At 64.3% G+C, this 26,477-nt stretch carries 19 protein-coding genes; 11 read left to right on the top strand and 8 right to left on the bottom strand.

What is annotated here, in order from left to right; all coding sequences use genetic code 11:
* Positions 1-6: 6 nt before the first annotated feature.
* The 3 genes from PAQ31011_RS02680 to PAQ31011_RS02670 are packed head-to-tail and all read right to left on the bottom strand — an operon-like array spanning position 7 to position 3,932.
* A complete protein-coding gene (locus PAQ31011_RS02680; protein WP_150574351.1) occupies positions 7-2,595 on the bottom strand; it encodes a fimbria/pilus outer membrane usher protein in 2,589 nt (862 codons plus the stop codon).
* 26 nt (positions 2,596-2,621) lie between these two features.
* Entirely contained in the window at positions 2,622-3,380 is a 759-nt protein-coding gene (locus tag PAQ31011_RS02675; protein WP_150574350.1) for a fimbrial biogenesis chaperone, read from the bottom strand.
* Positions 3,381-3,404: 24 nt separating this feature from the next.
* Positions 3,405-3,932, bottom strand: coding sequence for a Csu type fimbrial protein (locus PAQ31011_RS02670; RefSeq protein WP_150574349.1), 528 nt, complete (start codon positions 3,930-3,932; stop codon positions 3,405-3,407).
* A gap of 589 nt (positions 3,933-4,521) precedes the next feature.
* Here PAQ31011_RS02670 and PAQ31011_RS02665 point away from each other — a divergent pair.
* From PAQ31011_RS02665 to PAQ31011_RS02625, 9 genes are all read left to right on the top strand, one after another.
* Positions 4,522-5,094 carry an HdeD family acid-resistance protein gene (locus tag PAQ31011_RS02665; protein ID WP_150574348.1) on the top strand — a complete coding sequence of 191 codons (573 nt, stop codon included), beginning with the start codon at positions 4,522-4,524 and terminating at the stop codon, positions 5,092-5,094.
* Between the two features lie 96 nt (positions 5,095-5,190).
* Positions 5,191-5,676, top strand: coding sequence for a DNA starvation/stationary phase protection protein Dps (gene dps, locus PAQ31011_RS02660; RefSeq protein WP_150574347.1), 486 nt, complete (start codon positions 5,191-5,193; stop codon positions 5,674-5,676).
* Positions 5,677-5,858: 182 nt separating this feature from the next.
* Positions 5,859-8,564 carry a bifunctional acetate--CoA ligase family protein/GNAT family N-acetyltransferase gene (locus PAQ31011_RS02655; protein WP_150574346.1) on the top strand — a complete coding sequence of 902 codons (2,706 nt, stop codon included), beginning with the start codon at positions 5,859-5,861 and terminating at the stop codon, positions 8,562-8,564.
* A gap of 91 nt (positions 8,565-8,655) precedes the next feature.
* Positions 8,656-9,633, top strand: a complete 978-nt coding sequence (gene corA, locus PAQ31011_RS02650) for a magnesium/cobalt transporter CorA (RefSeq protein ID WP_150574345.1) — start codon at positions 8,656-8,658, stop codon at positions 9,631-9,633.
* Positions 9,634-9,881: 248 nt separating this feature from the next.
* Entirely contained in the window at positions 9,882-11,237 is a 1,356-nt protein-coding gene (locus PAQ31011_RS02645; RefSeq protein WP_150574344.1) for a CaiB/BaiF CoA transferase family protein, read from the top strand.
* Positions 11,238-11,397: 160 nt separating this feature from the next.
* Positions 11,398-12,240 (top strand): sulfite exporter TauE/SafE family protein, encoded by an 843-nt coding sequence (locus PAQ31011_RS02640; protein WP_150574343.1) that lies wholly within the window; start codon positions 11,398-11,400, stop codon positions 12,238-12,240.
* A 585-nt stretch (positions 12,241-12,825) separates the two neighbouring features.
* A complete protein-coding gene (locus PAQ31011_RS02635) occupies positions 12,826-13,335 on the top strand; it encodes a hypothetical protein (protein ID WP_150574342.1) in 510 nt (169 codons plus the stop codon).
* Between the two features lie 204 nt (positions 13,336-13,539).
* A complete protein-coding gene (locus PAQ31011_RS02630; protein ID WP_044455942.1) occupies positions 13,540-14,214 on the top strand; it encodes a response regulator in 675 nt (224 codons plus the stop codon).
* Positions 14,215-14,243: 29 nt separating this feature from the next.
* Entirely contained in the window at positions 14,244-17,633 is a 3,390-nt protein-coding gene (locus PAQ31011_RS02625) for a hybrid sensor histidine kinase/response regulator (RefSeq protein WP_150574341.1), read from the top strand.
* A 57-nt stretch (positions 17,634-17,690) separates the two neighbouring features.
* Here PAQ31011_RS02625 and PAQ31011_RS02620 read toward each other — a convergent pair whose 3' ends face one another.
* A complete protein-coding gene (locus PAQ31011_RS02620) occupies positions 17,691-18,596 on the bottom strand; it encodes a LysR family transcriptional regulator (RefSeq protein ID WP_150574340.1) in 906 nt (301 codons plus the stop codon).
* Positions 18,597-18,725: 129 nt separating this feature from the next.
* Between PAQ31011_RS02620 and hmgA the strand changes: the two genes are divergently transcribed.
* Both hmgA and fahA read left to right on the top strand, forming a co-directional pair.
* Complete coding sequence (hmgA, locus tag PAQ31011_RS02615) at positions 18,726-20,045, top strand: homogentisate 1,2-dioxygenase (protein ID WP_150574339.1); 1,320 nt, start codon at positions 18,726-18,728, stop codon at positions 20,043-20,045.
* Positions 20,046-20,172: 127 nt separating this feature from the next.
* Positions 20,173-21,447 (top strand): fumarylacetoacetase, encoded by a 1,275-nt coding sequence (gene fahA, locus PAQ31011_RS02610; protein ID WP_150574338.1) that lies wholly within the window; start codon positions 20,173-20,175, stop codon positions 21,445-21,447.
* Between the two features lie 57 nt (positions 21,448-21,504).
* On the opposite strand, the gene PAQ31011_RS02605 is transcribed toward fahA, so the two are convergent.
* The 4 genes from PAQ31011_RS02605 to astE form a co-directional block, all read right to left on the bottom strand.
* A complete protein-coding gene (locus tag PAQ31011_RS02605; protein WP_150574337.1) occupies positions 21,505-21,705 on the bottom strand; it encodes a hypothetical protein in 201 nt (66 codons plus the stop codon).
* 137 nt (positions 21,706-21,842) lie between these two features.
* The gene (gene ydiK / locus PAQ31011_RS02600) at positions 21,843-23,027 is read right to left on the bottom strand and encodes an AI-2E family transporter YdiK (protein ID WP_246179303.1); all 1,185 of its coding nucleotides are present in this window, start codon (positions 23,025-23,027) and stop codon (positions 21,843-21,845) included.
* A 128-nt stretch (positions 23,028-23,155) separates the two neighbouring features.
* The gene (locus PAQ31011_RS02595) at positions 23,156-25,126 is read right to left on the bottom strand and encodes a hypothetical protein (RefSeq protein WP_150574336.1); all 1,971 of its coding nucleotides are present in this window, start codon (positions 25,124-25,126) and stop codon (positions 23,156-23,158) included.
* A 244-nt stretch (positions 25,127-25,370) separates the two neighbouring features.
* Positions 25,371-26,450, bottom strand: a complete 1,080-nt coding sequence (gene astE / locus PAQ31011_RS02590) for a succinylglutamate desuccinylase (RefSeq protein WP_150574335.1) — start codon at positions 26,448-26,450, stop codon at positions 25,371-25,373.
* Between the last annotated feature and the right edge of the window lie 27 nt (positions 26,451-26,477).

The raw sequence follows: 26,477 nt of genomic DNA, 5'->3' as shown, positions 1-26,477 counted from the left end.
TGAACCTCATGACCGATCCTCCCGCACGGAGGACTTCGCTGGCGCTGCCGGTGCAAGCCAATCCGATGTCGGCGTTGCCTCTGGCGGTCCCACCGATCCCGCCGCCCGCACCGATGCATCCCCCGCGAGCGTGCCGAACGCCACGCACGCCAGCGGACCGACACGGGCGATGCGTCCTTCTGGCGGCGTCGTCCAGTCGAACGAGACGCGACAGCGCTGCCGTGCGTCGCGCGATTCAAGGGTGTTGCGCGGGCCGAGCGCGTCGATGAACACTTCACCGTCGTAGCCCACCACCGTCACCATGCCGCTCTGTACATGGCGAACCGACGTACCCGGGCGCAACGGTTGCCCCGAAGTGTCGACCAGCGTGACGAGTGCCGCGCGATAGCGTCGCACCGGGAAATGCACGAGCACGCCGCTGCGCGACTGCGGGGCCACGCGACGCTCGGTCGTCGTCACTTCCAGATCTGCGGGCAGATGCATGGGATCGATGCCGATGCGCGACGCTTCGAAGCCGTTCAGATCGGGCACGAGGAAGTAGCCACGCGCGTCCGTACGGCCGACGGGTACCGATTCGCGCATCACAGGCACGTTGGCCTGCGCGTCGGTGCTGACGAGCGCAAAGGCGTCGTAAGTGCGGCGCGTGGCGTGCAAACTGTTGTCCATGACGACGAGCGCACCGGTCATACCCACGCCGACGCCAGACTGCCGCCCCACTTGCTGCGCCAGCGCCGAGACCTGACCGTGACGTCCGAGATACTGCACCTCGCCCTGCATCGTGCGCTGCGAGAAGGCCCGCCCCCCAAGCACTTGCCAGCCCCAGCCACCGGCGTAGTCGGGCGTGCGGTTTGCGCCCGCCCACGCCTGCGTTTGTCCCTCCTGCTGACTGAACGATGCGTTCCCGAGCACAGCACTCGCGCCCTCGCTGCCACCGCCGAGCAGGACACTGAGCATCGCGAAGATACCGTGCGAACGACGCCGCGCGAAGTCGCGAAAGCCGCCCATCGAGAGCATGCCGCGCGTGCCTGCGGGCAGCGTCAGGCTGGCGGACAGCACACGCGTTGCCGACTGACGCGGCACGCGTTGCGCGAACCAGGCGAGCGACGCAGTGCTACCCCGCGCGAACGGCACGGAGACGCTCACACGATCGCTCGCACGCGGCACGGGCGCGCCGTCCAATGTGGCGATATCGCGGTAGCGACCGGTCGTACGGATCATCTGCGCGTCGATGCTCACACGGCGCGACAGGTACTGATAACCCGCGCTCCACTGGCTGCCGGTGCCGCGTCCGCCTGAGACTGCGGTGGATGCGCTGACGACGCCCGCCTGACCCAGCGCCATCAGCGCGCCTGCGCCCGCGAGGGCGAGCCGCCTCCCGACTTGCGCCTGCGCTTCGACGGTCAGGGTGTCCGTCGCGCCGTAGCGCGCGGCCAGCGACGCCACAGGGTGACGTCGGTACGAGAACGAGCGCACGCCGTAGTCGTCGCGCGGCAGGCCAGCCTCCACGGAAAAGCTCGACAGGCCACGGGCGAGCAGGCGGGGATCGATGTAGAGCGGCACGGTGGTGATCTGCTCGCGCCCGAGCGCGTCGCGCGTGACGACGCTCGCTTGCAGATCGCCCGTGAGGCCCGGCGTCTCCTGAATGACGAACGGACCCGGCGGTACGCGTCCACCCATGCGGCGCACGCCGTCGAGATACAGATCGACGGAGGAGGGCACCACGGCGCTTCCATGCAACGCGGGGATGGGGAACGTCACCAAATCGGGGCGCAGCGCGAAGTTGCGACGCCACTGAAAGCCGCCGATGCGCAGCGACCGACTCCAGGAAAGCGAGCCGGTGATGAGGTCGCCCGCGATCCAAGTGGTCAGGCGCGACGGGTCGTCGTGTTGCCACCAGGTGTCGTAGCGCCGGTAGCCACGACGCCACCGCGAATGCTCCGCGAGACCGGTCTGTTGCAGCGTGCCGCCCGACCAGAAGCCACGCACTTCACTCCAGACGGAGGCCCGCGTGAAGCGATCGCGCTGCACATAGCCGTCGTAGTTGACGATCAGACCGGGGTCGGCCGTCGCGCCGATCGCCACCGGTGCCGGGCTACCCGAACTGCCCAAACGATAGGGCGAGAGCCACGCGTCGTCGACCCGAAGCGAGAGTGTCTGGTGCGTAGCGTCGTAGGACGCGCGGATGCCCTTAAGCGAATCGAGCGCGACGTCGGTCGCATCGTTGTCGGGCAAGCCGCCGGACGAGGACGTCAGTCCGAGCGCGCGCAAGTCGCCTGCGCGGGCGAACCAGCGGCCTTGCCGTCGCGCGAATGGGGCAATGCGCCCGGTCGATTCGCCGTTGATGATGACCTCCAGTACGTAGGGCCCATCGAGCCGGGAAATGCCTACGGTGCCCGCTATACCTGCCGGACCTGCTGTTCGCGTGGGGGCGGCGGTGGACGACGACGCAGTGGTTGAGCGGAAATCGTCCGCGACCCCGGAGGCGGCTAGCGATACGTCGTCGAACAGGGCCGCACCGACGGCACGTGGCTCGGCCGATAGTGGGGCCGGCGCAAGCACGCCAATCGTCGTTAGCGTGGCAAGTGCGACGCTCATCGGCGTGGCGACACCCACGGACACGCCTAGCGCTGTGCGTCCGGCGCGACGCCTGCGACAAAGCGCATCGGCACCGCGTCGACGCGTGACTCCACCGTGAACGGTGCAACGGGGGGCGCACCGGCGGGCCAGCGCACGGCGAAACGACGCGTTTGTCCGGCAAGCACATAGCCGAGCAAGCCGCGCGTGAGTTCCACGCTGCGCCCGGAAGCGTCGAGGACCCGTGTCGCCCCCAACTGCGCGTGACGCTCGCCGTCATTGCGCACCTCAAGTTCGCCCTGCGTCATGCGGACATCGAAATGCAGCGAAGGCGAGCGCGTCTGATTCGCCTGCACGAACACCGGCAGCGAGTAGCGCAGACGGATGGAGACGCCCTCCGACGGCGTGCCATCGACAGGCGGCAACTCGTCCACCAACAGCCGGTAGCTCTGCTCGCTCCCTTCGACTTTTTGCGCCACGTGCACCAGCCGCACGATCTGCCGGTCGCCCGGTTCGATACGCACGATCGGCGGGCTGGCGATGAGCGCATCGGTGGGGGTGAGGACGTTGTCGCCGTTGCGTTGCGTCCATGCATACAGCCGCAACTGGCCGTGAATCGGCAGGTCGCCGGAGTTGCCGAGCGTGAGCGTGGTCGCGGGCTGGGTCGGCAGGATGTTGACGATGACGGGCGAGACTTGCAGCGTCGCGCCGTTGCCGTCGGTCACACACAGCGTGACCAGCGCGACGAACGCGCCGCCGCAGGCATACGCGGTCGGTCGGCGGGCGATGGGTCTGGGAGGACTCATGAGCGTCATGATTCACCTGACCTCTCAGAAGTAGACGGTCGCCGTGACGGTCGACGAGTAGACGTCCGGCGCAGGCATGGTGGCCGAGAGCGTTGCCTGACCATAGACGGTGTACGTCTTGACCACGCCTGTGCCCGAGTCGCTGAGCGTGTTCGAGCCTTGCGTGTTGCCCCATGGCGTGGCATAGCCGGCGTCCTGAAAAAGCCCGAACGGGATGGTCGTGGTATTGCCGGTGAGCGTGCCCGCCAGCAGGCGGTTCGTCTCCGTGGAGTTCGGCACGGTGCCCGCATTCAGGCCGATGTTGTAACCCGTCGACGCGGTACAGATCACGGTGAGCGACGAGGTGCTTGCCACAGGTCCTGTCGCCGAGCCCTGTACGGCGTTGAACGTCAGCGGCGTGGCGGCGATGGTGCACCCGGGCAGGATCGTCAGCTGCACGCGCATCTGGGCGGTCGCCGACCCGTTGGAGTAAACGGCGGCATGGCCCGGCGCGCTCTGTCCAAGCGCGGCGACGATGCCCGTGAGGGCCAGACAAAGCAACGGTCGGTTCATGATGTTTCTCCTTTGGAGTCCTATTCGAAAGTGCGATGGTTCACCGTGGGAACTACGTAGATATCGTTCTTGTGACGTCCGTACACGCACAGCATTTCGGACGCTTTTTACGTAGTTTATGAAGGCATTTGCCCGAAATACGAGCGTACTAAGGACTTTCGGAATGATCCCAATTGCGTGACGAAGCGACGCGTTTGGCGTCTCGGGGACATACGCGCAAAGCGCATGCTTTCGAAGGACGCATTGCGCATGCGATCGATGATTGCGGACAACGATGGCGGGGTAACGGGGGTGAATGGCGTGCGAATGCGACCCATTGCCGCAGCGAAGGCGGGGCGATCGCGGGTGTCGGTGCGGAAGTGCCGGTGGGCGTGCGGGGCAGAGAATCGAGGTCGGATGACGTCTGTCAAAGCGCGTGCGGATGACACAAGCATTCGCGTATATTTCACTTGATCTCACGTCGAAGCCGTCTCTAGAATGGGTTCTTGACGCGCATCGGGCGCGCTCATTCGCACCAAATGTATGCAAGGTGTGATAGGTGCCCGTAGTCCGGATTCGCTACCTGCGGATATTTCACGAGAGGGATGCCATGCTCAGACTTCTGTCGAAATACTGGTGGTTGCTTGTGCTGCGCGGTGTGTTGGCCGTGATCTTCGGTATCGCGGCCTTTGCGTTACCCGGCGTAACGATTGCGGTGCTGGTGCTGTGTTTCGGCGCGTTTTCGTTCGTGGACGGGGTCTTCTCGCTCAGCGGCGCATGGAGCGCGCGCCAGGAGCATGCCGATTGGTGGCTGCCGTTGCTGCAAGGCATCGCGGGCATAGTGATCGGAGTCCTGACTTATCTCAACCCGGCGTTGACCGCCGTTGCGTTGCTTATCTATATCGTGGCCTGGAGCTTCGTCACCGGCGTGTTGCAGGTGGCCGCCGGTATCGCGTTGCGTCGCGAGATCAAGGGCGAACTGTGGGTCATTCTCTCCGGCGCCTTCAGCATCCTGTTTGCCATCTTCATCATGTGGCAGCCGGGCGCGGGCGCGTTGGCGCTGATCTGGGCCATCGGGTCGTGGGCCATCATCTGGGGCGCTTTGCTGGTGTTGGCGGGTTTCAAATTGCGAGGTGCCGCGCATGGCGTGCCGCATGCGCCGCCGGGACACCTCAGGTCGTAGTCGCATTGTCTCCGTTCGTCCGCACGGGCGCCGAGCGCCCCTCGCCGACGGCTTCCCCCCGGCAACCTGCGGGTTGCCAGACGTCAGGAGTGTCAAATGGCTTTGAACCATACGCGTAACACCCTCGGTGAAAAGATTCGTATCGAATCGGTCAACCAGCTCAATCGCGGACTGATCAACGGCATCGACGTGCAGCGTCAGGCGAAGCAGGCGCACTGGAACGTGCACGGCCCGGGCTTCATCGAGCTGCATTTGCTTTTCGACGACGTTTATAACGCGGCCATCGAGTGGGCCGATCTGTGCGCCGAGCGTCTGGTGGCGCTGGGTGGCGTGGCGGACGGCCGGGTGCAAACCGTCGCGCAAAAGACCGAATTGCCGACGTACAAGAACGAGTTCAAGCGCGGACTCGATCATGCCGCTGCACTGGCCGAAGCGCTCGCGGCCTACGGCGAAATCATTCGCGGCCTGATCGACGCGTCCGCCGAGATCGGTGACGCCACCACGTCGGACGTCTTTACCGAAATCTCGCGCGGTGTCGACGATCACCTGTGGAAGGTGGAGGCGCACCTGCGCGGCGAGTGACGACGCGGCCGGGCGCCTGTTCGGGCGCTCGTGCTACGCCCCTTTCTTTGAACGTCGACGATTCCGCCGATCGTTCCGCATCACAGACGACGAAGAACGCGCGCGCCGCTTGAGCCGGGGCGCGCGTTCTCACGTTCTCCGCCTTATTTTTCGCACTGTTTAACTCATCCCCCGGAGTCGCCATGACCACCCGTAACCTGAGCCAGATGTTCCAGCCGAAGTCGGTCGCCGTGATCGGCGCGTCCAATCGCGAGCGACGCGTAGGGACGACCGTGCTGCAAAACATCGTCGACGGGGGCTTCAAGGGCGACATCTATCCGGTCAATCCGAAATATTCGACGCTCGCCGATCTCAAGTGCTACCGCGACGTCGGCGATCTTCCGCAGGCACCTGACCTCGCGGTGATCTGTACACCGCCCTCGACCGTGCCCGATCTGATTCGCGAACTGGGTGAGCGTGGCACACGCGCTGTGGTTGTGCTGACTTCCGGTCTTGCCAGAGAAAAGGATCGTCACGGCGTGACGTTGCAGGACCGCATGCTCAAAAATGCGAAGCCACACGTGCTGCGCATCCTCGGTCCGAATTGCATCGGGCTGCTGAGTCCCTGCATCGGTCTGAACGCCAGCTTCGCGCACATGGGTGCACACGCGGGCAAACTCGCGTTCGTCTCCCAGTCGGGGGCGTTGACGACGGCCGTGCTCGACTGGGCCGACGCGCGTGAAATCGGCTTCTCGCACTTCGTGTCGATGGGAGACAGTGCGGACGTCGATTTCGGCGACATGCTCGACTATCTGGCGAGCGACCCCGGCACCGACGCCATTCTGATGTACATGGAATCGATTCGCGATGCGCGCAAGTTCATGTCCGCCGCGCGCGCCGCAGCACGCAACAAGCCGGTCGTTGTGATCAAGTCGGGACGCGTGCCTGAAGGCGCGCAGGCGGCGGCGTCGCACACGGGCGCGCTGGCCGGTTCGGACGACGTGTACGACGCCGCGATTCGTCGCGCGGGGATGTTGCGTGTGGATACCACCGACGAACTGTTTGCGGCGGTCGAGACGTTGGCACGCCTGCGGCCGTTCCCCGGCGACAAGCTGTCGATCATGACCAATGGCGGGGGCGCCGGCGTGATGGCGACCGATGCACTTGTGCTGGAAGGCGGCAAGCTCGCCCATCTGACGGACAAGACACGCGCCGCGCTCGACGCTGCGCTACCGAAAACGCTGGGCCGCGCGAACCCCGTGGACATCGGCGGCGACGCGGATCTCGAACGCTACACGGCCACGCTCGCAGCGCTGTGCGAAGACCCTGAGACGGCTGCCGTCCTCTTCATTCAGGCACCGACGGCTGTGATGCCGAGTCTCGACGTGGCGAACGCATTGGCGGCGTTGCCGCGTCCATCGAAAAACGTCTTTACTTGCTGGCTCGGCGGCGAGACGGCCGAGCGCGCCCGCCGCATTTGCCGTGAGGCCGGGTTGCCGACCTACGACACGCCGGAGAACGCCGCGCGCGCCTTTCTCGAAGCCGTCAACTATCGACGCAACCAGGCCCTGCTGATGGAAACGCCGCCGTCGATCCCGCCGGGTTTTGCGCCGGATGTCGCGCGTGTGCGCGCCATCGTCGACAGCGCCATGCGCGAGGGGCGCGAGTTGCTGACCGAGCCGGAAGCGAAAGGCGTGCTCGCGGCCTACGGCATTCCGGTGGTCGAGACGCTCGTGGCCGAGACGCCCGAACTGGCAGGCGAAGTGGCCAAGGGCATCGGCTTTCCCGTCGCCGTCAAATTGATTTCGCCGGACATCACGCATAAGTCCGATGTGGGCGGCGTGGTGCTCAACATTGAAACCGCAGAGCAGGCTTGCGACGCCGCGCGCCAGATTCGCAAACGTGCGTTGGCCGCGAAGCCCGACGCGCGCGTGACCGGTTATTCGGTGCAGCGCATGGCAAACGGTGCCGAGGCGTTTGAGCTGATCGTCGGTGTGGCGACCGATAACGTCTTCGGTCCGGTGTTGCTGTTCGGGCAGGGCGGCACGGCCGTCGAAGTCATCGCCGATCGTACCATCGGCCTGCCGCCGCTGAACCTGAACCTCGCACGCGACATGGTGGCGCGCGCCCGTGTGTCGAAGTTGCTCGCGGGCTATCGCAGCCGTCCGGCCGCCGATCACGAGGCGATATATCTGACGCTGGTGAAGCTCTCCCAACTGGTGTGCGATGTGCCGGAGATCGCCGAGCTGGACATCAATCCTTTGTTTGCCGATGCGCATGGCGTGCTGGCGCTCGACGCGCGCATCGTGGCGCGCAAACCTTCGCTTCCCGGGCACGGACGTCTGGCGATTGCGCCGTATCCGCAGGAGCTGGAAAGCACCGTCGATGCCGGGGGAAAGCCGGTGCGCGTGCGTCCCATCCGCCCGGAGGACGAACCGGCCTACAACGCGTTCTTCCACACGCTGACACCGCAGGACGTGCAGTTCCGCTACTTCGGTCTGATCAAGGAGCTGTCGCATTCGCAGATGGCGCGCGTCACGCAGATCGACTACGACCGCGCAATGACGTTCGTCGCCACGGAAAAGGACGAGGCGGGCAATACGCGGTTGTTGGGCGTGGTGCAGGCGATGGCGGACCCGGACAATACCGTGGCCGAGTTCGCGGTGACGGTGAGTCCTGCGGCGCAGGGGCGAGGACTGGGGCGCGCCCTCATGGAGCATATCGTCGACTACAGCCGCAAGCGGGGCACCGGGGAACTCATCGGCTATGTGCTCACGGCAAATACGCGTATGCTGACACTCGCCCGTCATCTTGGCTTTGTCGAAGACAAGGAGATGGAGGCGGGCATCGTTCATATCCGGCTGCCGCTGCAACAGACGGCGCAGGCGCGGGAGACACGCAAGGGCTGACGGTCGCGAGGGTGGCGGCGGTGGCGTGCGCGGTGTCCGGCGCTCGCGCCAGACGCCGAGTGCAGGGCGGTCGCCTCGACCAGGAAGACGCATGCTAGTGAACTGTGTGGCCTATGAGGATGGCCGCAAGATTGCCGATCTGCATCCCGATGAAATCTCGGACTATCTCGAACGTCCGCACTGTTTTGTCTGGGTGGCGCTCAAGGACCCCGGGCCGGGCGAACTGGCGCAGATGCAGCACGAGTTCGGCCTGCACGACCTCGCTGTCGAAGATGCCCAGCACGGACACCAACGTCCGAAAATCGAGCAGTATGGCGATTCGCTCTTTGCCGTGTTGCATGTGCTCAACAAGGACGCCGACGGCGATTTCACGATTGGCGAGGTCGCGATTTTCGCAGGGCACAACTATGTGCTCTCGGTGCGCTCGAACGCGACACAGGGGCTGGGCGCGGTGCGCGCACGGGCGGAGAAGGAGCCGCACCTGCTACGCCAGGGCTCGATCTTCGTCCTCTACGCCTTGATGGACGCCATCGTCGACAGCTACTTCCCGGTGTTTGACGACCTCGAGGCGCAACTCGAAGCCATCGAAGAGCAAATCTTTACGCCGAACGCGCCGAACAAGGGGCGCGCGATCATCGAGGATCTGTATCAGCTCAAGCGCCGGCTCATCACGCTGCAACACGCGTGCGTGCCGCTCATGGAGGCCGTCAGCAAGTTGTTCGGGGCCATGGCGCCCAAGCTGTGCGGCGGCATGCAGGAGTACTTCCGCGACGTCTTCGACCATCTTCAGCGCATTACGAAGAACATCGATCTGTTGCGTGAAATGGTCACGACCGCGCTCTCGGTCAATCTCGGCATGATTTCGCTCTCCGAGAATGAAACGACGAAGCGGCTAGGGTCGTTCGCGGCGCTCTTCGCCGTGCCGACGATGATTGCCGGGATCTACGGCATGAATTTCGCCGACATTCCCGAACTGAAGTTTCAATACGGGTATCCGGTCTGCATTGCCGCGATGGTCGTCATCGATGTCTTGCTGTTCATGAAATTCCGCAAGGCCGGGTGGCTGTAACGGCCTTCGCGGGCCAAAGAGGATGAAAAACGGATGAGGGCTCGGGCGCGCTGTCTGTGTCAGGCGCGTGTCCCGGCGGGCGTTGCCACCCGGGTTGTTGCCCGGTGGCAACGTGTGGTGCGACCTCCATTTTTTCGCAGTGACCGGCGTTGAATAACTGTTCTAGAATGCGCTCAATGCCGCGTCAGACGGCTGCCAAGGGTTGAGAACAACAACAAACCGCCAGGCAAGCAAATAGGGGTCAGATATTGAATGCACCACTTACGGGGATCCGCGTCATTGAGTTCTGTCGTGGCGCGGCGGGTGCCTATTGCGGCATGCTGCTTGCCGACATGGGCGCGGACGTCATCATGGTCGACGATCCGGTCGACGATATTTCCAACGAACACCAAAGCACGATCAGCGAATCGGCGCAGGTCGGGTTGCGTCGCAACAAACGCTCCGTCGCGCTGGATCTGCTGACGCTCGAAGGCCGTAGCCTCGCTCACACGCTGGTGCGCGGGGCGGACGTCGTGATCGAGTGCCTGCCGCCGGGCACGTTGGCGCGCGCCGGGCTCGGCTACGACGCCCTGTCGGCCGTGCAACCGCATCTCGTCTACGTTTCCATTTCCGCCTTTGGGCAGGATGGTCCGCGCTCCACGCCGCAGTCGGGGGTGCCCGCGCTTGAGGCGCTCCGGGGCATGCTGGGGGTGGCGCCAAGCGGTGCCGAGCCGCCACGCGATCTGCCCATTGCCGATCTGGCCGCGGGGCTGTACGCCGCGTTTTCCGTCTCTGCGGCGCTCGTCGCGGCGAAGCAGCAGGGCACAGGGGTGCACATCGACGTGCCGATGCTCGGTGCGACGCTGGCGATTGCCGCGTTGCGCGCGGGCGATGCCGGGGCCGAGGCGGCCCATCGCGCCGGCCTTGTGCCGGCGGCCGCCATGGCCACCATCGCCGGATCGGCGGCGGGTGACACGATGCCGACCGACGCCGAGATGTCGGCCGTGGCGCGTCAGCGCCGGGCGCTGGCCGATGCATCGGGCCATGGCAAGGTGTCGCCGCTGGCCGCGCCGCTGCCCGGTGAGGGCGAGCGTTTTGGCGGCCCGTCGGCCCCTTGGCCGACCTTCCGGGCGCGCGATGGTTACTTCGGCATGGATCTGGATGCCCAGACGCATTGGGAGGCGATTTGCGCCCTCGTGCATCGGGTGGATCTGCTCGACGACTCACGCTTTAGCAGTGCGCGGGAGCGGGCGCGCCATCAGGCGGCATTGCGCGATGTGCTCGAAGCCGTATTCGTGCTGGATGACCGCGATGTCTGGCTCGCCCGGCTGGTGGCCGTCGGTGTCCCGTGCACGGAAATCAGCACCTATTCCCGCGTGCTGGCCGATCCGCAAGTGGCCCATATGGGCTGGGTGCGTCCGATGGTGCTGCCCAGCGGCGAGACGACCCACACGATCGTATCTCCGGTGCGTCTTAACGGACAAAGCCCCGTCACGCGTCTCGATCCGCCCGCACCGGGCGCGCACACCGGGGACATCATCGCGGAACTCGACGCAGGGCTCGATGCAGAACGCGATACCGGCGAGCGCCCGGTCGACGTCACTGTTCGGACATCCTCGTCGTAGGCATTTTTTGTCGTTCCCCGCATTTTCAGACACGGCGGCGCTCAGGTAGCGCCGCTTTTCTTTTCTGCCGTCTGACGTTTCTATATAATTCAGCGTCATAAGCTTATGAAAAATAGTGATTTGGCTTCGGTGTCAGGTCGCTTTCTGCTGGATATCGCCCATGTTCCCCGACCTTTCGAGTGCTTCGCCCACGGCCGCCCTGCTCGGTGCAGCGGTCGGACTGGTGTTGGGTTTGACGGGCGCGGGTGGAGGCATCTTTGCGGTGCCGGCGCTGGTGTTCGGGCTTGGTTGGGGCGTGCCGCAGGCGGGGCCCGTCGCGTTACTCGCGGTCGGTGCGAGTGCCGCCGTGGGCAGTGCGCAAGGTTTGCGGGCCGGTATCGTTCGCTATCGTGCGGCGATGTTGATGGCAGGCATCGGTGTTTGTCTCGCGCCGCTGGGCTCGTGGATGGCGCATCGGCTGCCGGAGCGGTGGCTCGTCGGGCTGTTCGCCATGGCGATGCTGGTCGTGGCTGCACGCATGTACCGGGCGTCTCGAGGCGGGACGGGGAGTGCGGGCGCGGGTGGCGCTGCGGGTGCGTGTGCACCGTTGCCGCCGTGCCGGATGGATCCCTCGACGGGACGTTTGCACTGGACGCGGCAAGTGGCAAGTACGCTGGGTGTCATCGGTGCGGTGTCGGGCTTTGCGTCGGGGTTGCTCGGCGTTGGGGGCGGTTTTGTGATCGTGCCCGCGTTGCGGCGCTTCACGGACATTTCGGTGCATGGCGTCGTGGCGACGTCACTCTTTGTCATCGCCCTGATTTCTGCGGGCACCGTCGCCAATGCGTGGTGGCATGGCATGCATCCGGGAACGCAGGGATGGACGTTCGTCGTGGGCGCAGTGGTGGGTATGGTGCTGGGGCGCGCCCTCGCGCCGCGTCTGGCCGCGTCACGGCTTCAGCAGATCTTCTCCGCGTTGATGGCCGTCGTAGCATTCGGCATGTTCGCCAAAGCCCTTGGCGTTTGAATCCATTTATTCAAAGTCGCAGAAGTATCTGCGCTTATGGATTTCCTCCGGCTTATCTCCCGCTTTAATGGCGTTTAATCGATGACGTCATCAATAGCGTTGACGCGCTTTACGTCTCACATCCAAAAGGTGAAAAGTATTTCGAAAGTCGCAACGTCTTTCGAGTGATTTTTTGCCATTTCGGCACTCACGTACCACGCCTCGTGCGGCCTGTGGCTGACACGATTGGCATCTTTCAAATGAATCTTTTCGTCACATGCGTGTCAATTGGAACGTTGCCTGAGCGTCCGCGCTACGTCATCTGAGTTATTTCCGCATTGAATTCGATGGCGATGCGCGGGCTGTGTAAGGTGCGAACGGTATTCCTCCTAATTTGGACTAGGATGTTTCCTATAAAGAGATCCAAAACGGTAGGATTTTGTAGATTTATCCTATATTTCCGCTGGTCGTAAAAACGACGCGTAACGTTTCATTGTCACGCGGCGAGACGATTGGTAATGGACCGATGACACCAACCACGTTGACGCTTCCCTGCCCAGCCAATGCTCTCGCCCAGGTGCTACACCGGCGATGGGATGGCGCGCCATGACGACACTTATAAGCTTGGGCAGCGCGCTGGCGATGGCGCTGCTTGCGGGATGTAGCGAATACAAAGCGTCGACAGCGAACATGACGGGCCCCACGCTGGAATCGGAAAGCGATGGGGCTTCGCTGGCGCGGGTGGAGCCTCCGGTTGCGTCATCGCGAGAGGTCGAAACGCGGATGCGTCCGGTGGCGGCAGCGGTGAAGCTGAGCGATACGCCGAGGGTGGGCACTGTCGTGAGCGGTTCGTACCGTTGGATGGCGGATTGGCCTGAGACCGATAGCGTGCATCTGTGGGAAGCGGCCGCCGGACCGACACGCATTCGCGTTGTCGGACGGGCGCGCGAGATGATGCCCTCGGCAGGTTTGCGCGGCGTTCGCATTCGTTACTGTGTCAAGCCGGTCATCGGCACGGGCACAACCCAGTTGACAGGGCACAAGACGTGCTCGGCGTGGACCACCGTCGATGGACCGGGTGCGGTCGTCGGCGGGAGTGTCGAGCGTGCCGGATAAGGCAGGCAGCGGGCGAGGGGCCATGTGTGGCCCGCGCGCCGGACTGTCGCCCCCGCTCGTCGCCCAGCAGCAATGCGGTCACGCCTTCGTGACCAACGCGTGCGTCGGCAAGACGCACATTCCTCTTTTGGGAAGCCATGACGCGAAGACACGGCGAGGGATCGCGCGCGCCCACGGCTGACTTCTTTTAAAAGGATCCAGCAGATGATGGTAAAGATTCTGATTGCGGACGATCATCCGATCGTCGCCTCCACACTACGTGAAATGTTGTCCCCGGACCCGGGTTTTCACGTGCTGCCTCCTGTCTCGAATTCGACCGAGTTGTTCAAGGCGCTCGAAACGAATTCGGTCGACGTCCTCATTACCGATTACTGCATGCCCGGTGGCGCATTCGGCGATGGCCTCGTCATGATCAACCGCGTGCGCCGCAAGTATCCGGACGTCAAGATCATCGTGTTCACGTCGATCGAACAGCCGGCCATCATTCACGCGCTCGACAGCTGTGGGGTGTTGGGTGTGATGACCAAGTCCGACGATCTGCGTGAAATCACCGTGTGCGTGGAGCGCTGCCGTCGCGGCATGAGTTATCGCGGCGGGCGTGCCGAGCAGATTCTGGAAGAGCAGATGCGCCGCAAGCCGACGGCACGACGCCCGCTCTCGCCCAAGGAGATGGAAGTGCTGCGCATGTATCTGGATGGTCAGAACGTGTCGCAGATCGCGGGCGCGCTCAAGCGTTCGGCCAAGACGATCAACAACCAGAAGCGCATGGCCATGTGCAAGTTGGGTTGCCGCACCGACATGGAGTTGTTCAAGCTGCATGTGTCGAGCCCGGTTCAGTTTTCGCGTGACGGCGACGCCGAAGCGCCGAGTGCCGCCTGAGTCCGCCCCGACCACAGACGTTGGAGTCTATGCCTGCCAGAACGATGACGCGCGACATCGCGATCGCCGGTCGCCTGCTTCGCATTGGTGGCCTGCTGGCGCTGCTGTTCGGTTTGTCGGTGTGGGTCGCAGCGGTCTCCTATGCGCTGTTCGGCACACTCTGGCAAAGCGGACAAAAGACGGAGTCGTTCTTTGCGGCTGTCGGGCGAGAAATCCGGGATCTCGAAATCTTCAACGAACAGGCCCGCGCGATGGCGCAGGCCACCCAGGCAAGTACCGTGCGTCCCGGCGGTGCCACGCAGGCGCTGACTGATCGCATTCTCAAGCCGCTCGTCTCCATGCCGGTGGGCACCGCGCGACGCATCAGCGGGGTGGGCTGGGACAGCGAATTCGAAATCGTCAAACTCGCGGACATCACGCAGGAGCGTGCCGCGTTGCTCGCGCGGCTCACGCTGCGGCTCATGGTGCTCGATGCCAACTTCTGGAGCCCGCTCGACGCGCAGGACGAAACCTTCATCATTTCAGCGGACGGCGCGTTTGCCACGTATCGTCCCGCCGTTGGCCGGGAGGCTTTCAGTCCGGCCGATCTCGCGCGCGACACGCAGGCAATGCTCGCGGAAATCAACAAGGTCGAGCGCTATCACGCGCGTGTGCGGGGCAACAGTGAAGGTCCGTTCTGGACGTACAACTACAAGCATCCCGTCACGCATCTGAAGACGGTTTCGAGTTTCGTGCCGATCCGCGATCTCAACGGTCATCTTGTGCTTTATGTCGGCACCAGCATGTCACCCGACATGATCGTGCCGCCGCGCATGCGCAACCTCGAACGTTCCGGCGAAGCGCTCCAGTTGATTTCGGAGGACGGGCTTGTGATCGCGAGCGCCGGCCTTCCGATGTCGTCTCTGGGGCACTTGCGTACGCTGGTCACGCTGCCGCTCTTTGGTGGCGCGCAGATGACGCTGCGCTCCGACGGCCAGCGTCTGGTATTCGAGCGCAGATTGGTGTCGACGCCATGGTTCGTGCGTTACGCCGTGCGCCCCGCGCAGTTGCTGCGAGAGAACGCCACGTTGCTGCTCGGCGCGACGTTGCTGTTGCTGCTGTACGCGGGCGGCGTCTATGCGGGCATGCGTTATATGCGTCAGCGCATCATCGAGCCGGCACGTCAGCGTACGACGGCGTTGCTCGAACGCGATGCCTTCACCCAGACCCTTATCGAGACGGCGCCCGTCGGAATGGCGATCATCGACCCGTTCGAGCCGGCCGTGGTGATGAGCAATCCGGCCTACGCCGGCACAGTCGATTTGCTCAGACATCTCGGCGACGGCGAGCTGACGCGGATGTACCGTCAGTTGCACAGCGGCGTGGTGGCGCGACCCGTGCGGCGCCTGCTCAGTGCGCTCGACGACGCGGGAGAGCGTCATTACGCGGTGAGCTTCGTCGATACGGTGTTTCGTGAGCAACCGGTGCTGATCGGCACATTGTCTGACGTCACCGAGCAGCGCCGCTTCGAGCTGGAGCAACGCAAGGCGCGTCTCGCTGCGGAGAGCGCCAATCGCGCGAAGGACGTGTTCCTCACGACCGTCAGCCATGAAATGCGCACGCCGCTGTATGGCACGCTGGCGTCGCTCGAATTGCTCAGCGCGCAAAACCTTGGCGACGATCACCGTTATTACGTCGACGTGATGGAGAGTTCGACGCGCAATCTGCTCGATCTCATCAACGATCTTCTCGACTATTCGCGCATTCAGGTGGGCCGCTTCGAACTGAATTCGCGCGATTGCTCACTGCTCAAGGAGCTTGAGGCGGTGGGGCTGTCGTTCACGGGCCGTGCGCGTTTGCAGGGCCTCACGCTGGACTGGATGATCGATCCGCTGCTCGCGCGTGCGGTACATACGGACGCGCTGCGTCTTGGACAGGTCGTGACCAACCTCGTCGGTAACGCCATCAAGTTCACGGAAAAGGGGCATGTAGCGTTCAGTGCGATGGTGACGCGCTCGGACATGCAGGGTTGCGACGTGGCCTTTACGGTGGGCGATAGCGGGGTGGGGATTGCGGCGGCGGATCTGGCCGATCTGTTCCGGCCATTCGGCAAGAGCACCACCGAGCCTGGGATGCAGCATGGTACCGGGCTGGGGCTGGCGATTTCGCATCAGTTCGTCGGCATGCTCGGCGGTGTTCTCGCCGTCGACAGCGAGGAGGGGCAAGGTACGACCATGCGCTTCACGCTGCATCTGCCGTGGGCACCCGATAGCGACGCACCGCCTGTCGTGGATTCGCAGGAGACGTTCGCTTATGTGAGCGCATTGTCGCGTCGTCATTGGTACCTCGAAGCGTTGATTCGTCGTGCGGGTTTCGTCCCTGTCCGTTATGACGACGCCGTGTCGTGGTCGACGGGGACCGGTCGCGAGGAAGATTCCGGACTCCTGATGTTCGCGGACGAATGGCCGGTGCGGGGCATGGCGGGCGCGGAAGTCTACTTGCTGCGCGCGACGCCAGTGGATCGTCCGGCCGGAAGCACGCCGACATGGCCGCGCGACATTGCACTGCTGCAACAAGCCGAACTTTGGGAGGCGCTGGGCTCGACGCCGCGTCCGGGCTTGTCGAGCGGCGGTGACCTGCCGGTACCGGGCACGGCAAGCGCGCAGACGCGCGTAAGGCCGCTGGCCGGTTGGTACGTGCTGGTCGCAGACGATCATCCGATCAGCGGCATGTTGCTGTCACGTCAACTGGAAGGGCTCGGCGCGATGGTGGATTGCTACCACGACCCGCGCGAAGCACTCGACGCGTTCGACGCCGAATCGCACATGCTGGTCATCACCGACGCCAACATGCCCCACATTTCCGGGCATGCGCTGGCGACGGAGATCAAGGCACGCGCTCCGCATGTGCCGGTGGTGGTGGCCACCGCAGACGTCACGCTGCGCAACGATCGCGAGGCGAAATCGCCTTACGATGCGGTCGTCTACAAACCCGTGGACGCCCGTTCGTTACTACGCGTCATCGAACTGGTTCGTTCGCGCTATCCGTCGCTTTGCGTGGAGATCGCACCGTTGCCGGCGTCGTCGCGACTGATCGAGAACGCGCCCAAGCCTGCCCCTGAGGCGGCGTCTTCCAAGGACTGGCGCTTGCCCTTGTCGGAAATGCTCGACACCTTCGTCAAGATCGCCGATCAGGACATCGCGAATTGCCGGGCGGCGCTCGCCGAGTCCTCGCGCGAGACACTCCGCCACTCGGCGCACCGGCTGCGTGGCGGCTTCATGGCGTTTGGTCTGAGTTCGCTGGCATCGCTGGCCGCACAGGTCGAGCATCTAGCGCCGCAGGCGTCGGTCGGACAGATGGAGGCCGCTTTCGATGCGCTCGATACGGCCTGGAACGACTGGCTGCGCTCGCAAGGGCACGCCATCGCCAGCGACGCGTGAGCGTGGGGGAGGAAAGAAGGGCGGCGGGCGGCGACGGAAACGGGTGGCCCCGCCGCGCTATTCCACGAAATGTTCAGATATCAGCTGACGTAGCCACTGGTTACCGGCGTCTTGATGGTAGCGACGATGCCAGAACACATTGGTTTGCAGCGCCGGCAGGCGCAGGGGCGGTTTGACGAAGTGCAGCCCGAACGGTGCGGCGGCGCGTTCGGCAAACTTCTGCGGCACCGTCACCACCAGATCGTTCGTGCTGACGATATAGGGCACTGCGATGAAGTGGGGCACCCAGAAGTTGGCGTCGCAGCCGAAGCCAGCCTGTGCGAGAAGCTGATTGACACGCGCGTAGGGGTTGTCGCCCGTGGCGACGAACAGGTGGCGAGCCGCCTTGAATTCGGCCAGCCCCGCGTCCGGCGAGTCGAGTGCATGGCCGATGCGAAACATGCTCACGTATTGCTGCCGGAACAACCGTCGCTGGAAAAACGGCCCCGTCAGATCGTCGAAAGCCCCCACCGCAAGATCGATGCGCCCTGCGGCCATCGCCTCCTTCAGATCGGGCAACGACGCCCGAACCGTGCTGATACGCACCCCCGGTGCCAGTTGCGTGCATAAATCGATCAGCGCGGGCAAAAAGTACACCTCACCGACGTCCGTCATCGCCAACGTAAATTCCCGCTGACTACTCACCGGATCGAACGCCTCCCGGTGGTTGATGGCCCTCGAAATGCCTGCCAGGGCGGCCGACACCGGCTCAGCCAGCGCCTCGGCGAACGGCGTGGGCTGCATGCCTGCGCCTGTGCGCGTGAACAACTCGTCTTCGAACGTCTGCCGCAGCCGGGCAAGGCCGTTGCTGACGGCGGGCTGCGATAGCCCCAGTTCTCGTGCCGCCTGAGAGATGCTCCGGTGCGTGAGCACGGCATGGAACACCACCAGCAGGTTCAGATCGACGTCGCGTAAGGAAATCATGGAGGAAGCATCCGCGGATCACCGAAGTGATATTCGCATTGTGAATATAGTGGATTTGTCTATTTATATCGCAAAATGTGGTCGCTTGGCGGACAATTGTTCCATTCGAAAACAGGAGACGAGGCACTCATGCGTCAAGCAGACCAAATTCAGGGGGAGCTGGGCTATTTGTCCGGTTTCGCCAACGAGTTCGCGACCGAGGCATTGCCGGGCGCGCTGCCTATCGGGCAAAACTCGCCGCAACGTGCGCCGTACGGCCTCTACGCGGAACAACTCTCCGGCACGGCGTTCACGGCACCTCGCGGTCACAACCGCCGCTCGTGGGTGTATCGCATTCGTCCCGCCGCCATGCACAAGCCGTTCACGGCGATTGAGAACACGCGCTGGCTGAGCCGGTTCGACGAGGTGCCCACGCCGCCGAACCAGATGCGTTGGGACCCGCTGCCGATGCCCGAAGCGCCGACCGATTTCGTCGACGGCATGGTCACGATGGCCGGTAACGGTGGTCCGGACGCCGGTCACGGCTGCGGTATCCACGTGTACGCCGCCAACAAGTCGATGGACGGCCGCTTCTTCTACAACGCCGACGGCGAATTGCTGGTCGTGCCGCAAGAAGGGCGTCTGCGTATCGCCACCGAATTCGGTGTGCTGGAAGTCGAGCCCTTTGAGATTGCGGTGCTTCCGCGCGGCGTGCGTTTCCGCGTGACGCTGCCCGACGGCCGTGCCCGTGGCTACATCTGCGAGAACTACGGCGCATTGTTCCGTCTGCCGGATCTGGGTCCGATCGGCTCCAACGGTCTCGCAAACCCGCGCGACTTCCTGACGCCTGTGGCGGCCTATGAAGACGTGGAGGGCGACTTCGAGCTGGTGGCGAAGTTTGGCGGGGCGCTGTGGCGTGCCGATATCGGCCATTCGCCGCTGGACGTGGTGGCCTGGCACGGCAACTACGCGCCGTACAAATACGATCTGCGTCACTTCAACACGATCGGCTCGATCAGCTACGACCACCCGGATCCGTCGATCTTCCTGGTGCTGCAATCGCAAAGCAATGCGCCGGGCGTCGACGATATCGACTTCGTGATTTTCCCGCCGCGCTGGCTGGCGATGGAAAACTCGTTCCGCCCGCCCTGGTTCCACCGCAACATCGCGAGCGAGTTCATGGGCCTGATCCATGGCGTGTACGACGCCAAGGCCGAGGGCTTCGTGCCGGGCGGCGCAAGCCTGCACAACTGCATGTCGGGCCATGGCCCCGATGCGGGAACGTTCGAGAAGGCCTCGGCGGCCGACACGAGCAAGCCGCACAAGGTTGATGCCACGATGGCCTTCATGTTCGAAACGCCGGCGGTCATTCGCCCGACGCGCTTTGCACTTGAGACCAAGCAGTTGCAGGACAACTACTACACCTGCTGGCAGGACCTGAAGAAGCACTTCAACCCCAACCAGAAGTAAGGGACGTTGTCGGCGGGAAGGGCATGAACGCCGTCGCGCCACGACACCTTTGATCATCCCGACGGCCGGCCCGGCGCTTCTCTCGCGCACGGTCGGCCGAAGCGTTACCTCGAACAAGGAATTCCACATGTCTGCTCTCCTGCAAAGCTGGGTCGCGTCCGCCAACACCGGTGTGACGGACTTTCCGCTGCAAAACCTGCCCTACGGTGTGTTCAGCACGCAAGCACAGCCCACGCCGCGCGTCGGCGTCGCGATTGGCGATCAGGTGGTCGATCTCGCGGCGCTCGAAGCCGCTGGCGTGCTCAAGGCGGGTGACACGGCCGTCTTCGCCCAACCGTCGATCAATGCGTTCGTGGCGCTCGGCAGTGCCGCCTGGCGCGCCACGCGTGCTCGTCTGACATCGCTGCTGGCTGTCGACGGTGACGCCGCACTGCGTGAGAACGCCGCGCTCAAGGCGCAAGCGCTCGTGCCGCTGGCGCAAGCCACGCTCCATCTGCCGGTGCAGGTGCCGGGCTATACCGACTTCTACTCGTCCAAAGAACACGCGACCAACGTGGGCAGCATGTTCCGTGACCCGGCTAACGCGTTGCTGCCGAACTGGCTCGAAATTCCGATCGGTTATAACGGCCGGGCCAGCTCGGTAGTGGTGAGCGGCACGCCGCTGCACCGTCCGAACGGCCAGATCAAGCTGCCGGATCAGCCGCGCCCGATCTTCGACGCCTGCCGCAAGCTCGACTTCGAACTGGAAACCGGCTTCATCGTCGGTCGCGAAACGGCCATTGGCGAATCGCTGAATGTGGAAGACGCCGACGCCGCGATCTTCGGCATGGTGGTCCTCAACGACTGGTCCGCCCGCGATCTTCAGCAGTGGGAATACGTTCCGCTCGGTCCGTTCAACGCGAAGACGTTCGGTACGTCCATCTCCCCGTGGGTCGTGACGATGGAAGCGCTCGAACCGTTCCGCGTGGCCGGCCCTGAGCAATCGCCCGAGCCGCTGTCGTATCTGCAACAGCAAGGCAAGCACGCGTTCGATATCGAACTCGAAGTCCTGCTGCAAGCTGAAGGCGATGCCGAGGCAACGTCGATTTGCCGCACGAACTTCCGTCACATGTACTGGAGCATGGCGCAGCAATTTGCCCATCACACGGTCTCGGGCTGCAATGTACGTGTGGGCGATCTGATGGGCTCGGGCACGATCAGCGGCCCGACGCCGGACTCTTTCGGCAGCCTGCTCGAACTCACGTGGAACGGCAAGAATCCGATCACGCTGGCCAGCGGCGCGAAGCGCTCGTTCATCGAAGACGGCGACACCGTCGTGATGAGCGGCTGGTGTCAGGGCGACGGCTATCGGGTCGGCTTCGGCAACGTGTCCGGCAAGATCCTGCCGGCCAAGGCGCGCTGAGCGCACGAGGCAGGCCTGGTTCTGGTCTGATCCCGACCTGATGCCCACCTGATCACGTTATGCGGGGAAGCGTTGCCACCACGGATTGACGCGTCCCACCAGCAGGCTTGCGGTGACACGGCAACGTGTCGGCGTGTAGGCCAGTTCATTGGCGACGCGCCGCAGCAACGGTGGATCCCCCAGGCGGGCGCGACGCGGCACGCGTAGCGAGCGCCGGGTGCGTGGGGTGGTCTGGAGGGTGGGCTTGGTCGATGGCATTGCATGGCTCCCGAAGGCGGGTGGGTGTGGGAGCCATTTAGCCACGTCGCGGTGATGCGCGACAGGTGAAGGAATCCGAAAAATGGGTACGGGGCGCGTGACGTACGCGCCCCGCGTTCGGTCCGCTGACAGCGTGCTCAGCGAGGCTTCTTGACGTCCGATGCGGCCGTCGAGAGCGCCTTCGGTGCCGTGTCCGGCCCACCTTCAGGCAAGGCCTTCCCACCCGCAGGCGACGCCAGCGGGGCACCGCTAGGCGCGGTTGCCGGGCGGTTCAGTCCCTCATTGATCCACGCCATCAGCAGCGTGTACGTCACGGCGAGAATCACCGGGCCGACAAACAGTCCGACGATGCCGAACGTCAACATTCCCCCGAGTACCCCCGCAAGAATCAGCGTCATCGGCAGATCGGCACCCCGGCGAATGAGCATCGGACGCATGACGTTGTCGAGCATGCCGATGAAGATCGACAGCACCAGCAGCAACGTGGCGAGCGTAGGGCTGTCTTGCCAATAGAGCCACGCCACGCTCGAGAGCAGTACCGGGAACGGCCCGATCTGCGCGATACACAACACCAGCATCAGCGCCGTCAGGAAGCCCGGCAGCGGCACGCCGGTGAGCCAGAGGCCGAGCCCGCCGAGCAACGACTGCGTGACGGCCGTCACGACAATCCCGAGCGCGACTGCGCGAATCGACATGCCGGCCAGCCGCACCGACTCCTCGCCGCGATCGCCACCGAGGCGTCGCGCAATGCGGATCAGCGCCCGTGCGGCGCGTTCACCCTGCATGAAAAGAATGCCTGAGATGATCAGCGTGAGGCCAAGGTGGACCACCAGTAGGCCGATAGACCCCAACTTGGAGAAGCCCCACGAGGCTGCCTTGACGGCATACGGCTGAACCTTGGAGACCAGGCCACCGGGACCGGCGGCCGCGAGCGACTGCCATTCTTCGCTGGCGCGCTGGCCGACTACGGGAATGCGCGCGAGCCAGTCGGGGGGCATGGGCAGTCCGTTCTGACCGAAGGAGTGCACCTGATCGCTGATGTCCGAGGCGTGTCCGATCAGCGTGCCGATCGCGGCCGAGAGCGGCGCCACCACAATGATCAGCATGCCGACGATCATGATCGTCGTGGCGAGCCACCGCTTGCCCCATAGGCGACGCTGGAGGCCGATGAGCAACGGCCAGGTTGAGGCGACGATCGTCACGGCCCAGATGAAGGCGGGCAGGAACGGCAGCAACACCCATAAAGTGCCGACGATCAGCAGTCCGAGGACCAGAACGATCAGCAGGTTACGAGCGAGTTCGCTCGGCGTGGAATTAAGCATAGGCGCTCCGGCAGGCAGGGGATGACGCGTCGTGCGGTGCGTCCGTCTGAAGTGTCATGCGCAAAGAACGCGCTTGGAGAGCACGATGCCACGCCGGGGCACTCACGGCAAGTGCACGCAACACTTCGTCACAAAGCCGTCTGAAAGACCTCGCCTTCACTGCCTCCGCCGTCTTCGTCCGAGACCATGCCAGTCTTATGTCTCGCGGGCGGCGACACACCGGCGGGCGGGATCGACGTCCCTCGCTTGCGTCCCTGAAAGCTCTGAAGTCCGGGGTGCGGATCATGGGGGCCAGCCGACGCGGGGCTACTGACGTCGCTGCCCGACGACGTGCTGATAGCGTCGTTCATCGGCAGGAAGACGGCGTCGTCGCCGGAGGTGTCGTCGGCATCGGCGTGTTGCCCATTGGCGACGGAAAAGGCGTTCACGCGGGCGCTGGCCGGGCTGACTGAGCTGACCGGACTGTCAGGCAGATCGGAGTGTGAGCTGCCGGATGAATGCCCCGAATCACCCTGCGAGGTCAGTGTGACGGTGCTGATCTTCGGGCGTCCCCGCCGACGCGTGTAGGCCATCGTAATCGCCTCATGCCGCGACGCCATGCCCTGCATCGACACGAAGGACGCGATCAGTCCGTAGAGCACGCTGAGCACCGCCTGCGTGTGCCAGTCGACGCCGCCCCCCGCAGCGCTGCCTGTCTCCGGGGACGCGGTCGTGTTAGCGCGCAGCGCAAGCGCGTTTTCCCAGACAGTCTCGTCGGTGCCGGAAGGGGCGAGCGCATCGTCGATCTCCGCATTCGTCGAGGCCGCACCGTGAAACGTCGATAGAAAATAGAAGCCGAGGGTCAGCGTGAGCCAGATGGCCTTGGGGGCACCGGAGCGCAGCAATCCCCCGAAGGCGGCCTGAAACGCGGGCCAGAACGACTCGCCGCCCGCCGGCGGGACGTCGTCGCTCATCTTGCAGATCAGGTCTGCAAAGCGATCCTGCAACAGCGGTTCGAGCCGGGCATGGTCCGGGTCCAGCGCGATGCGGTCGATGATCGGGCCGAGGAATGCGCCGGGAATCGGACACAACAAGATCTCGAGCGCGGCGTGGATCGTGTTGCCGAACCGATACGCCATGATGCCCGGCACGGCAGTCGACAGCCCGGCTTCCGCAGCGATTCGCGCCAGATTGCGCACGACGCCGTAGCAAAACACGAAGCCGATTACATGTGCCGCCACGTCGCGTACCGGATGGCGCAGCATCATGCTGACGGCTTCGAGCGATTGCGTGGGGGTGAGGTGCCCCAACCGGCTCGCCAGCTCCGGGTGCCCGGCGGTAAAGCGCGCCATGCCGATCAGGTTGATCAGCACGACCCCCATCGCTTCGACGGGGGGCCACATGAGCGCCAGACGCCGTTGAGGATCGACGGTGTCCGCGAGTACGGAGAGCACCGTGGAGCCTAGGGCGAAAGGAAACGCGTCACGCGCCAGACCGATTTGCATCGCGCGCCAGGAGATGCCGGGATGTTCATGACGAAAGAGCGCATCGAGCCGATGCCGGACCTTGTCGACGCACAGGCCGCGCTGCGCCAGCAGTTGCGATTCCGTGCGCAGATGCGGGAGCAGTTCATCGAACCACGGCGGTGTGGCCGTCATCGTGCTGGGCCGTGCGGCATTGCGCGATGCGGGCGCTACGGACCTGGCGCGTGACGCGTCATTGCCGTGCATGCGCTCAAAGCGGCGAAGGGCAGGCACGGCGACCTCGTCACGCAGCATCGTGTAGATCTGATCGGCCGCGCCGGGGGCGTCCCGTGCGATGGAGATGCCTGACGCAAAGGTGCGTTCCCGTTGTGCGCTACGCGACGATGCCAGGTTGGCGGTGCGGCGCAGCACCAGCGAGAGTTCGTCACCCTGTTCACGGGGAATCGCCTGTGCGACAGCGGTGATCCGGGCGGCGCGATGGCCCTGCGTCAGAAGGCGGGCGGCCTGCTGCGCGCGAGTGAAATCGTCGACGAGATGACACCCCGGTTCGGTCGATGGTGTGGCCGTCGCGCGGTCGACGCTCAACGCGTTGACGCGTGAAAAGTAAGGAGAGGCGAGCGAGAGTTCGTAAGGCATGTCGTCGGTGGACGGCCGGACACGCGCGCTTTCCCAATTCCCTTTACCCGCGCCGCCCGCGGCCGTTTCGCAGGAGAAATGAAGTGGGCGATGCTACCTGTATCCCTGCGCGACGACGACGCCTGAACAGGCGTTTAAAAACGTTCATTCGCAATCCTGCGTAGGTGCCGTCGAGCGTGACCTGTGACACGACACGGGTCATCACGCAAAACGTCGCCAATCGTCAGGATGTCCCGCACCTCATTCACTCGGGCACGACCATGACGCCTGCACGCAGGCCGTTCGCCACATTCGGATTGGGAAACACGATGCGTTCTTCCGGGTGCGAAACGGTGTAGGTGTTCTCACCGTCGCGCGCCAGTACGGTGCCTGCGGGATACGCCGTGAAGTTCGGCGTGTCGGCGGGCACGTCGAGGACGAAGGCATCCGTACGACGCACGATTTCGGCCGCCACGCGAAAGCGCTTCGCCTGCAACACCTGCCCATCGTCGCGCGCGGCCATGTCGCCGCCGGACAACCATCGGCGCAACGCGGCGTCGATGCCCGCGAAGTCCTCCAGCCGGTTCTCGCCGAAGGGCGCGACCTTGCCCAGTTCCAGCGTGCAACTCTCGGCCCCGAAACGCGCGCAGGTGTAGTACGAGAACGTGACGGACGGCTGTTCGGTGCGCATCGTCGCTTCGATATCGGCGGCGGCAAGGGCGTCGAACCAAGTCGCCTGAGGGGGACGCTCCGGGGTGCCTGGAACGACGGCAAAGCGGGGAAACAGCGAAGCGCGAATCGCAGTGTGCATGTCGACATGACGTCGCTGACGGCGTACGCCGTCCACCCCTGCGAAGAACTGCGCCACGATGACTTCCAGCTCGCGTGCGCGCTGAACGACGGGCGACTCGGCGCGTTTGGCATGCGCACCCTGAAACAGGCGGTTGAGATCGTATTCAAGATAGCGCTTACCTGCACGCACGGCATCCGGATTGCCGAGCACGACGAGCACACGCTCGCGCAGCGTCAACTTTCCGTCGGCGATGTCGCGCAAAATACCGTCGACGATTTCGATGGGGGCCGTCTCGTCGCCGTGAATGCCGCAGGACAGGATCGCGTCATAACGATAGCCTGCCGCAGATGGGGAGGTGCCATCGGACGAATCCGACGCATCTGACGTGTCGGCGTTAGCCGCCAGTCCGGGCGGCGTCAGTTCCAACACGCCTTCTGCGTGTCGCTGCCAGCGCACACCACAAGGATCGATGCCGGCGTCATGGGGATGATCTCGCGATTCGCGTACGTCACTGAGCCAATGACGAAGGGCCGAACGTTTGGCGTCGGTCATGATGAGCATTCTCCTAAAGCTGACTCG

Origin of the sequence: Pandoraea aquatica (assembly GCF_902459565.1) — a bacterium.
Taxonomy (GTDB): Bacteria; Pseudomonadota; Gammaproteobacteria; order Burkholderiales; family Burkholderiaceae; genus Pandoraea; species Pandoraea aquatica.
Note: the sequence above shows the minus strand (reverse complement) of the source record. Positions and strands in the feature narration are given on the sequence as shown.

Coding starts and splice junctions, on each gene's coding strand:
- PAQ31011_RS02680 (WP_150574351.1), bottom strand. CDS start 2,595: ATGAGCGTCGCACTTGCCACGCTAACGACGATTGGCGTGCTTGCGCCG.
- PAQ31011_RS02675 (WP_150574350.1), bottom strand. CDS start 3,380: ATGAGTCCTCCCAGACCCATCGCCCGCCGACCGACCGCGTATGCCTGC.
- PAQ31011_RS02670 (WP_150574349.1), bottom strand. CDS start 3,932: ATGAACCGACCGTTGCTTTGTCTGGCCCTCACGGGCATCGTCGCCGCG.
- PAQ31011_RS02665 (WP_150574348.1), top strand. CDS start 4,522: ATGCTCAGACTTCTGTCGAAATACTGGTGGTTGCTTGTGCTGCGCGGT.
- dps (WP_150574347.1), top strand. CDS start 5,191: ATGGCTTTGAACCATACGCGTAACACCCTCGGTGAAAAGATTCGTATC.
- PAQ31011_RS02655 (WP_150574346.1), top strand. CDS start 5,859: ATGACCACCCGTAACCTGAGCCAGATGTTCCAGCCGAAGTCGGTCGCC.
- corA (WP_150574345.1), top strand. CDS start 8,656: ATGCTAGTGAACTGTGTGGCCTATGAGGATGGCCGCAAGATTGCCGAT.
- PAQ31011_RS02640 (WP_150574343.1), top strand. CDS start 11,398: ATGTTCCCCGACCTTTCGAGTGCTTCGCCCACGGCCGCCCTGCTCGGT.
- PAQ31011_RS02635 (WP_150574342.1), top strand. CDS start 12,826: ATGACGACACTTATAAGCTTGGGCAGCGCGCTGGCGATGGCGCTGCTT.
- PAQ31011_RS02630 (WP_044455942.1), top strand. CDS start 13,540: ATGATGGTAAAGATTCTGATTGCGGACGATCATCCGATCGTCGCCTCC.
- PAQ31011_RS02625 (WP_150574341.1), top strand. CDS start 14,244: ATGCCTGCCAGAACGATGACGCGCGACATCGCGATCGCCGGTCGCCTG.
- PAQ31011_RS02620 (WP_150574340.1), bottom strand. CDS start 18,596: ATGATTTCCTTACGCGACGTCGATCTGAACCTGCTGGTGGTGTTCCAT.
- hmgA (WP_150574339.1), top strand. CDS start 18,726: ATGCGTCAAGCAGACCAAATTCAGGGGGAGCTGGGCTATTTGTCCGGT.
- fahA (WP_150574338.1), top strand. CDS start 20,173: ATGTCTGCTCTCCTGCAAAGCTGGGTCGCGTCCGCCAACACCGGTGTG.
- PAQ31011_RS02605 (WP_150574337.1), bottom strand. CDS start 21,705: ATGCCATCGACCAAGCCCACCCTCCAGACCACCCCACGCACCCGGCGC.
- ydiK (WP_246179303.1), bottom strand. CDS start 23,027: ATGCTTAATTCCACGCCGAGCGAACTCGCTCGTAACCTGCTGATCGTT.
- PAQ31011_RS02595 (WP_150574336.1), bottom strand. CDS start 25,126: ATGCCTTACGAACTCTCGCTCGCCTCTCCTTACTTTTCACGCGTCAAC.
- astE (WP_150574335.1), bottom strand. CDS start 26,450: ATGACCGACGCCAAACGTTCGGCCCTTCGTCATTGGCTCAGTGACGTA.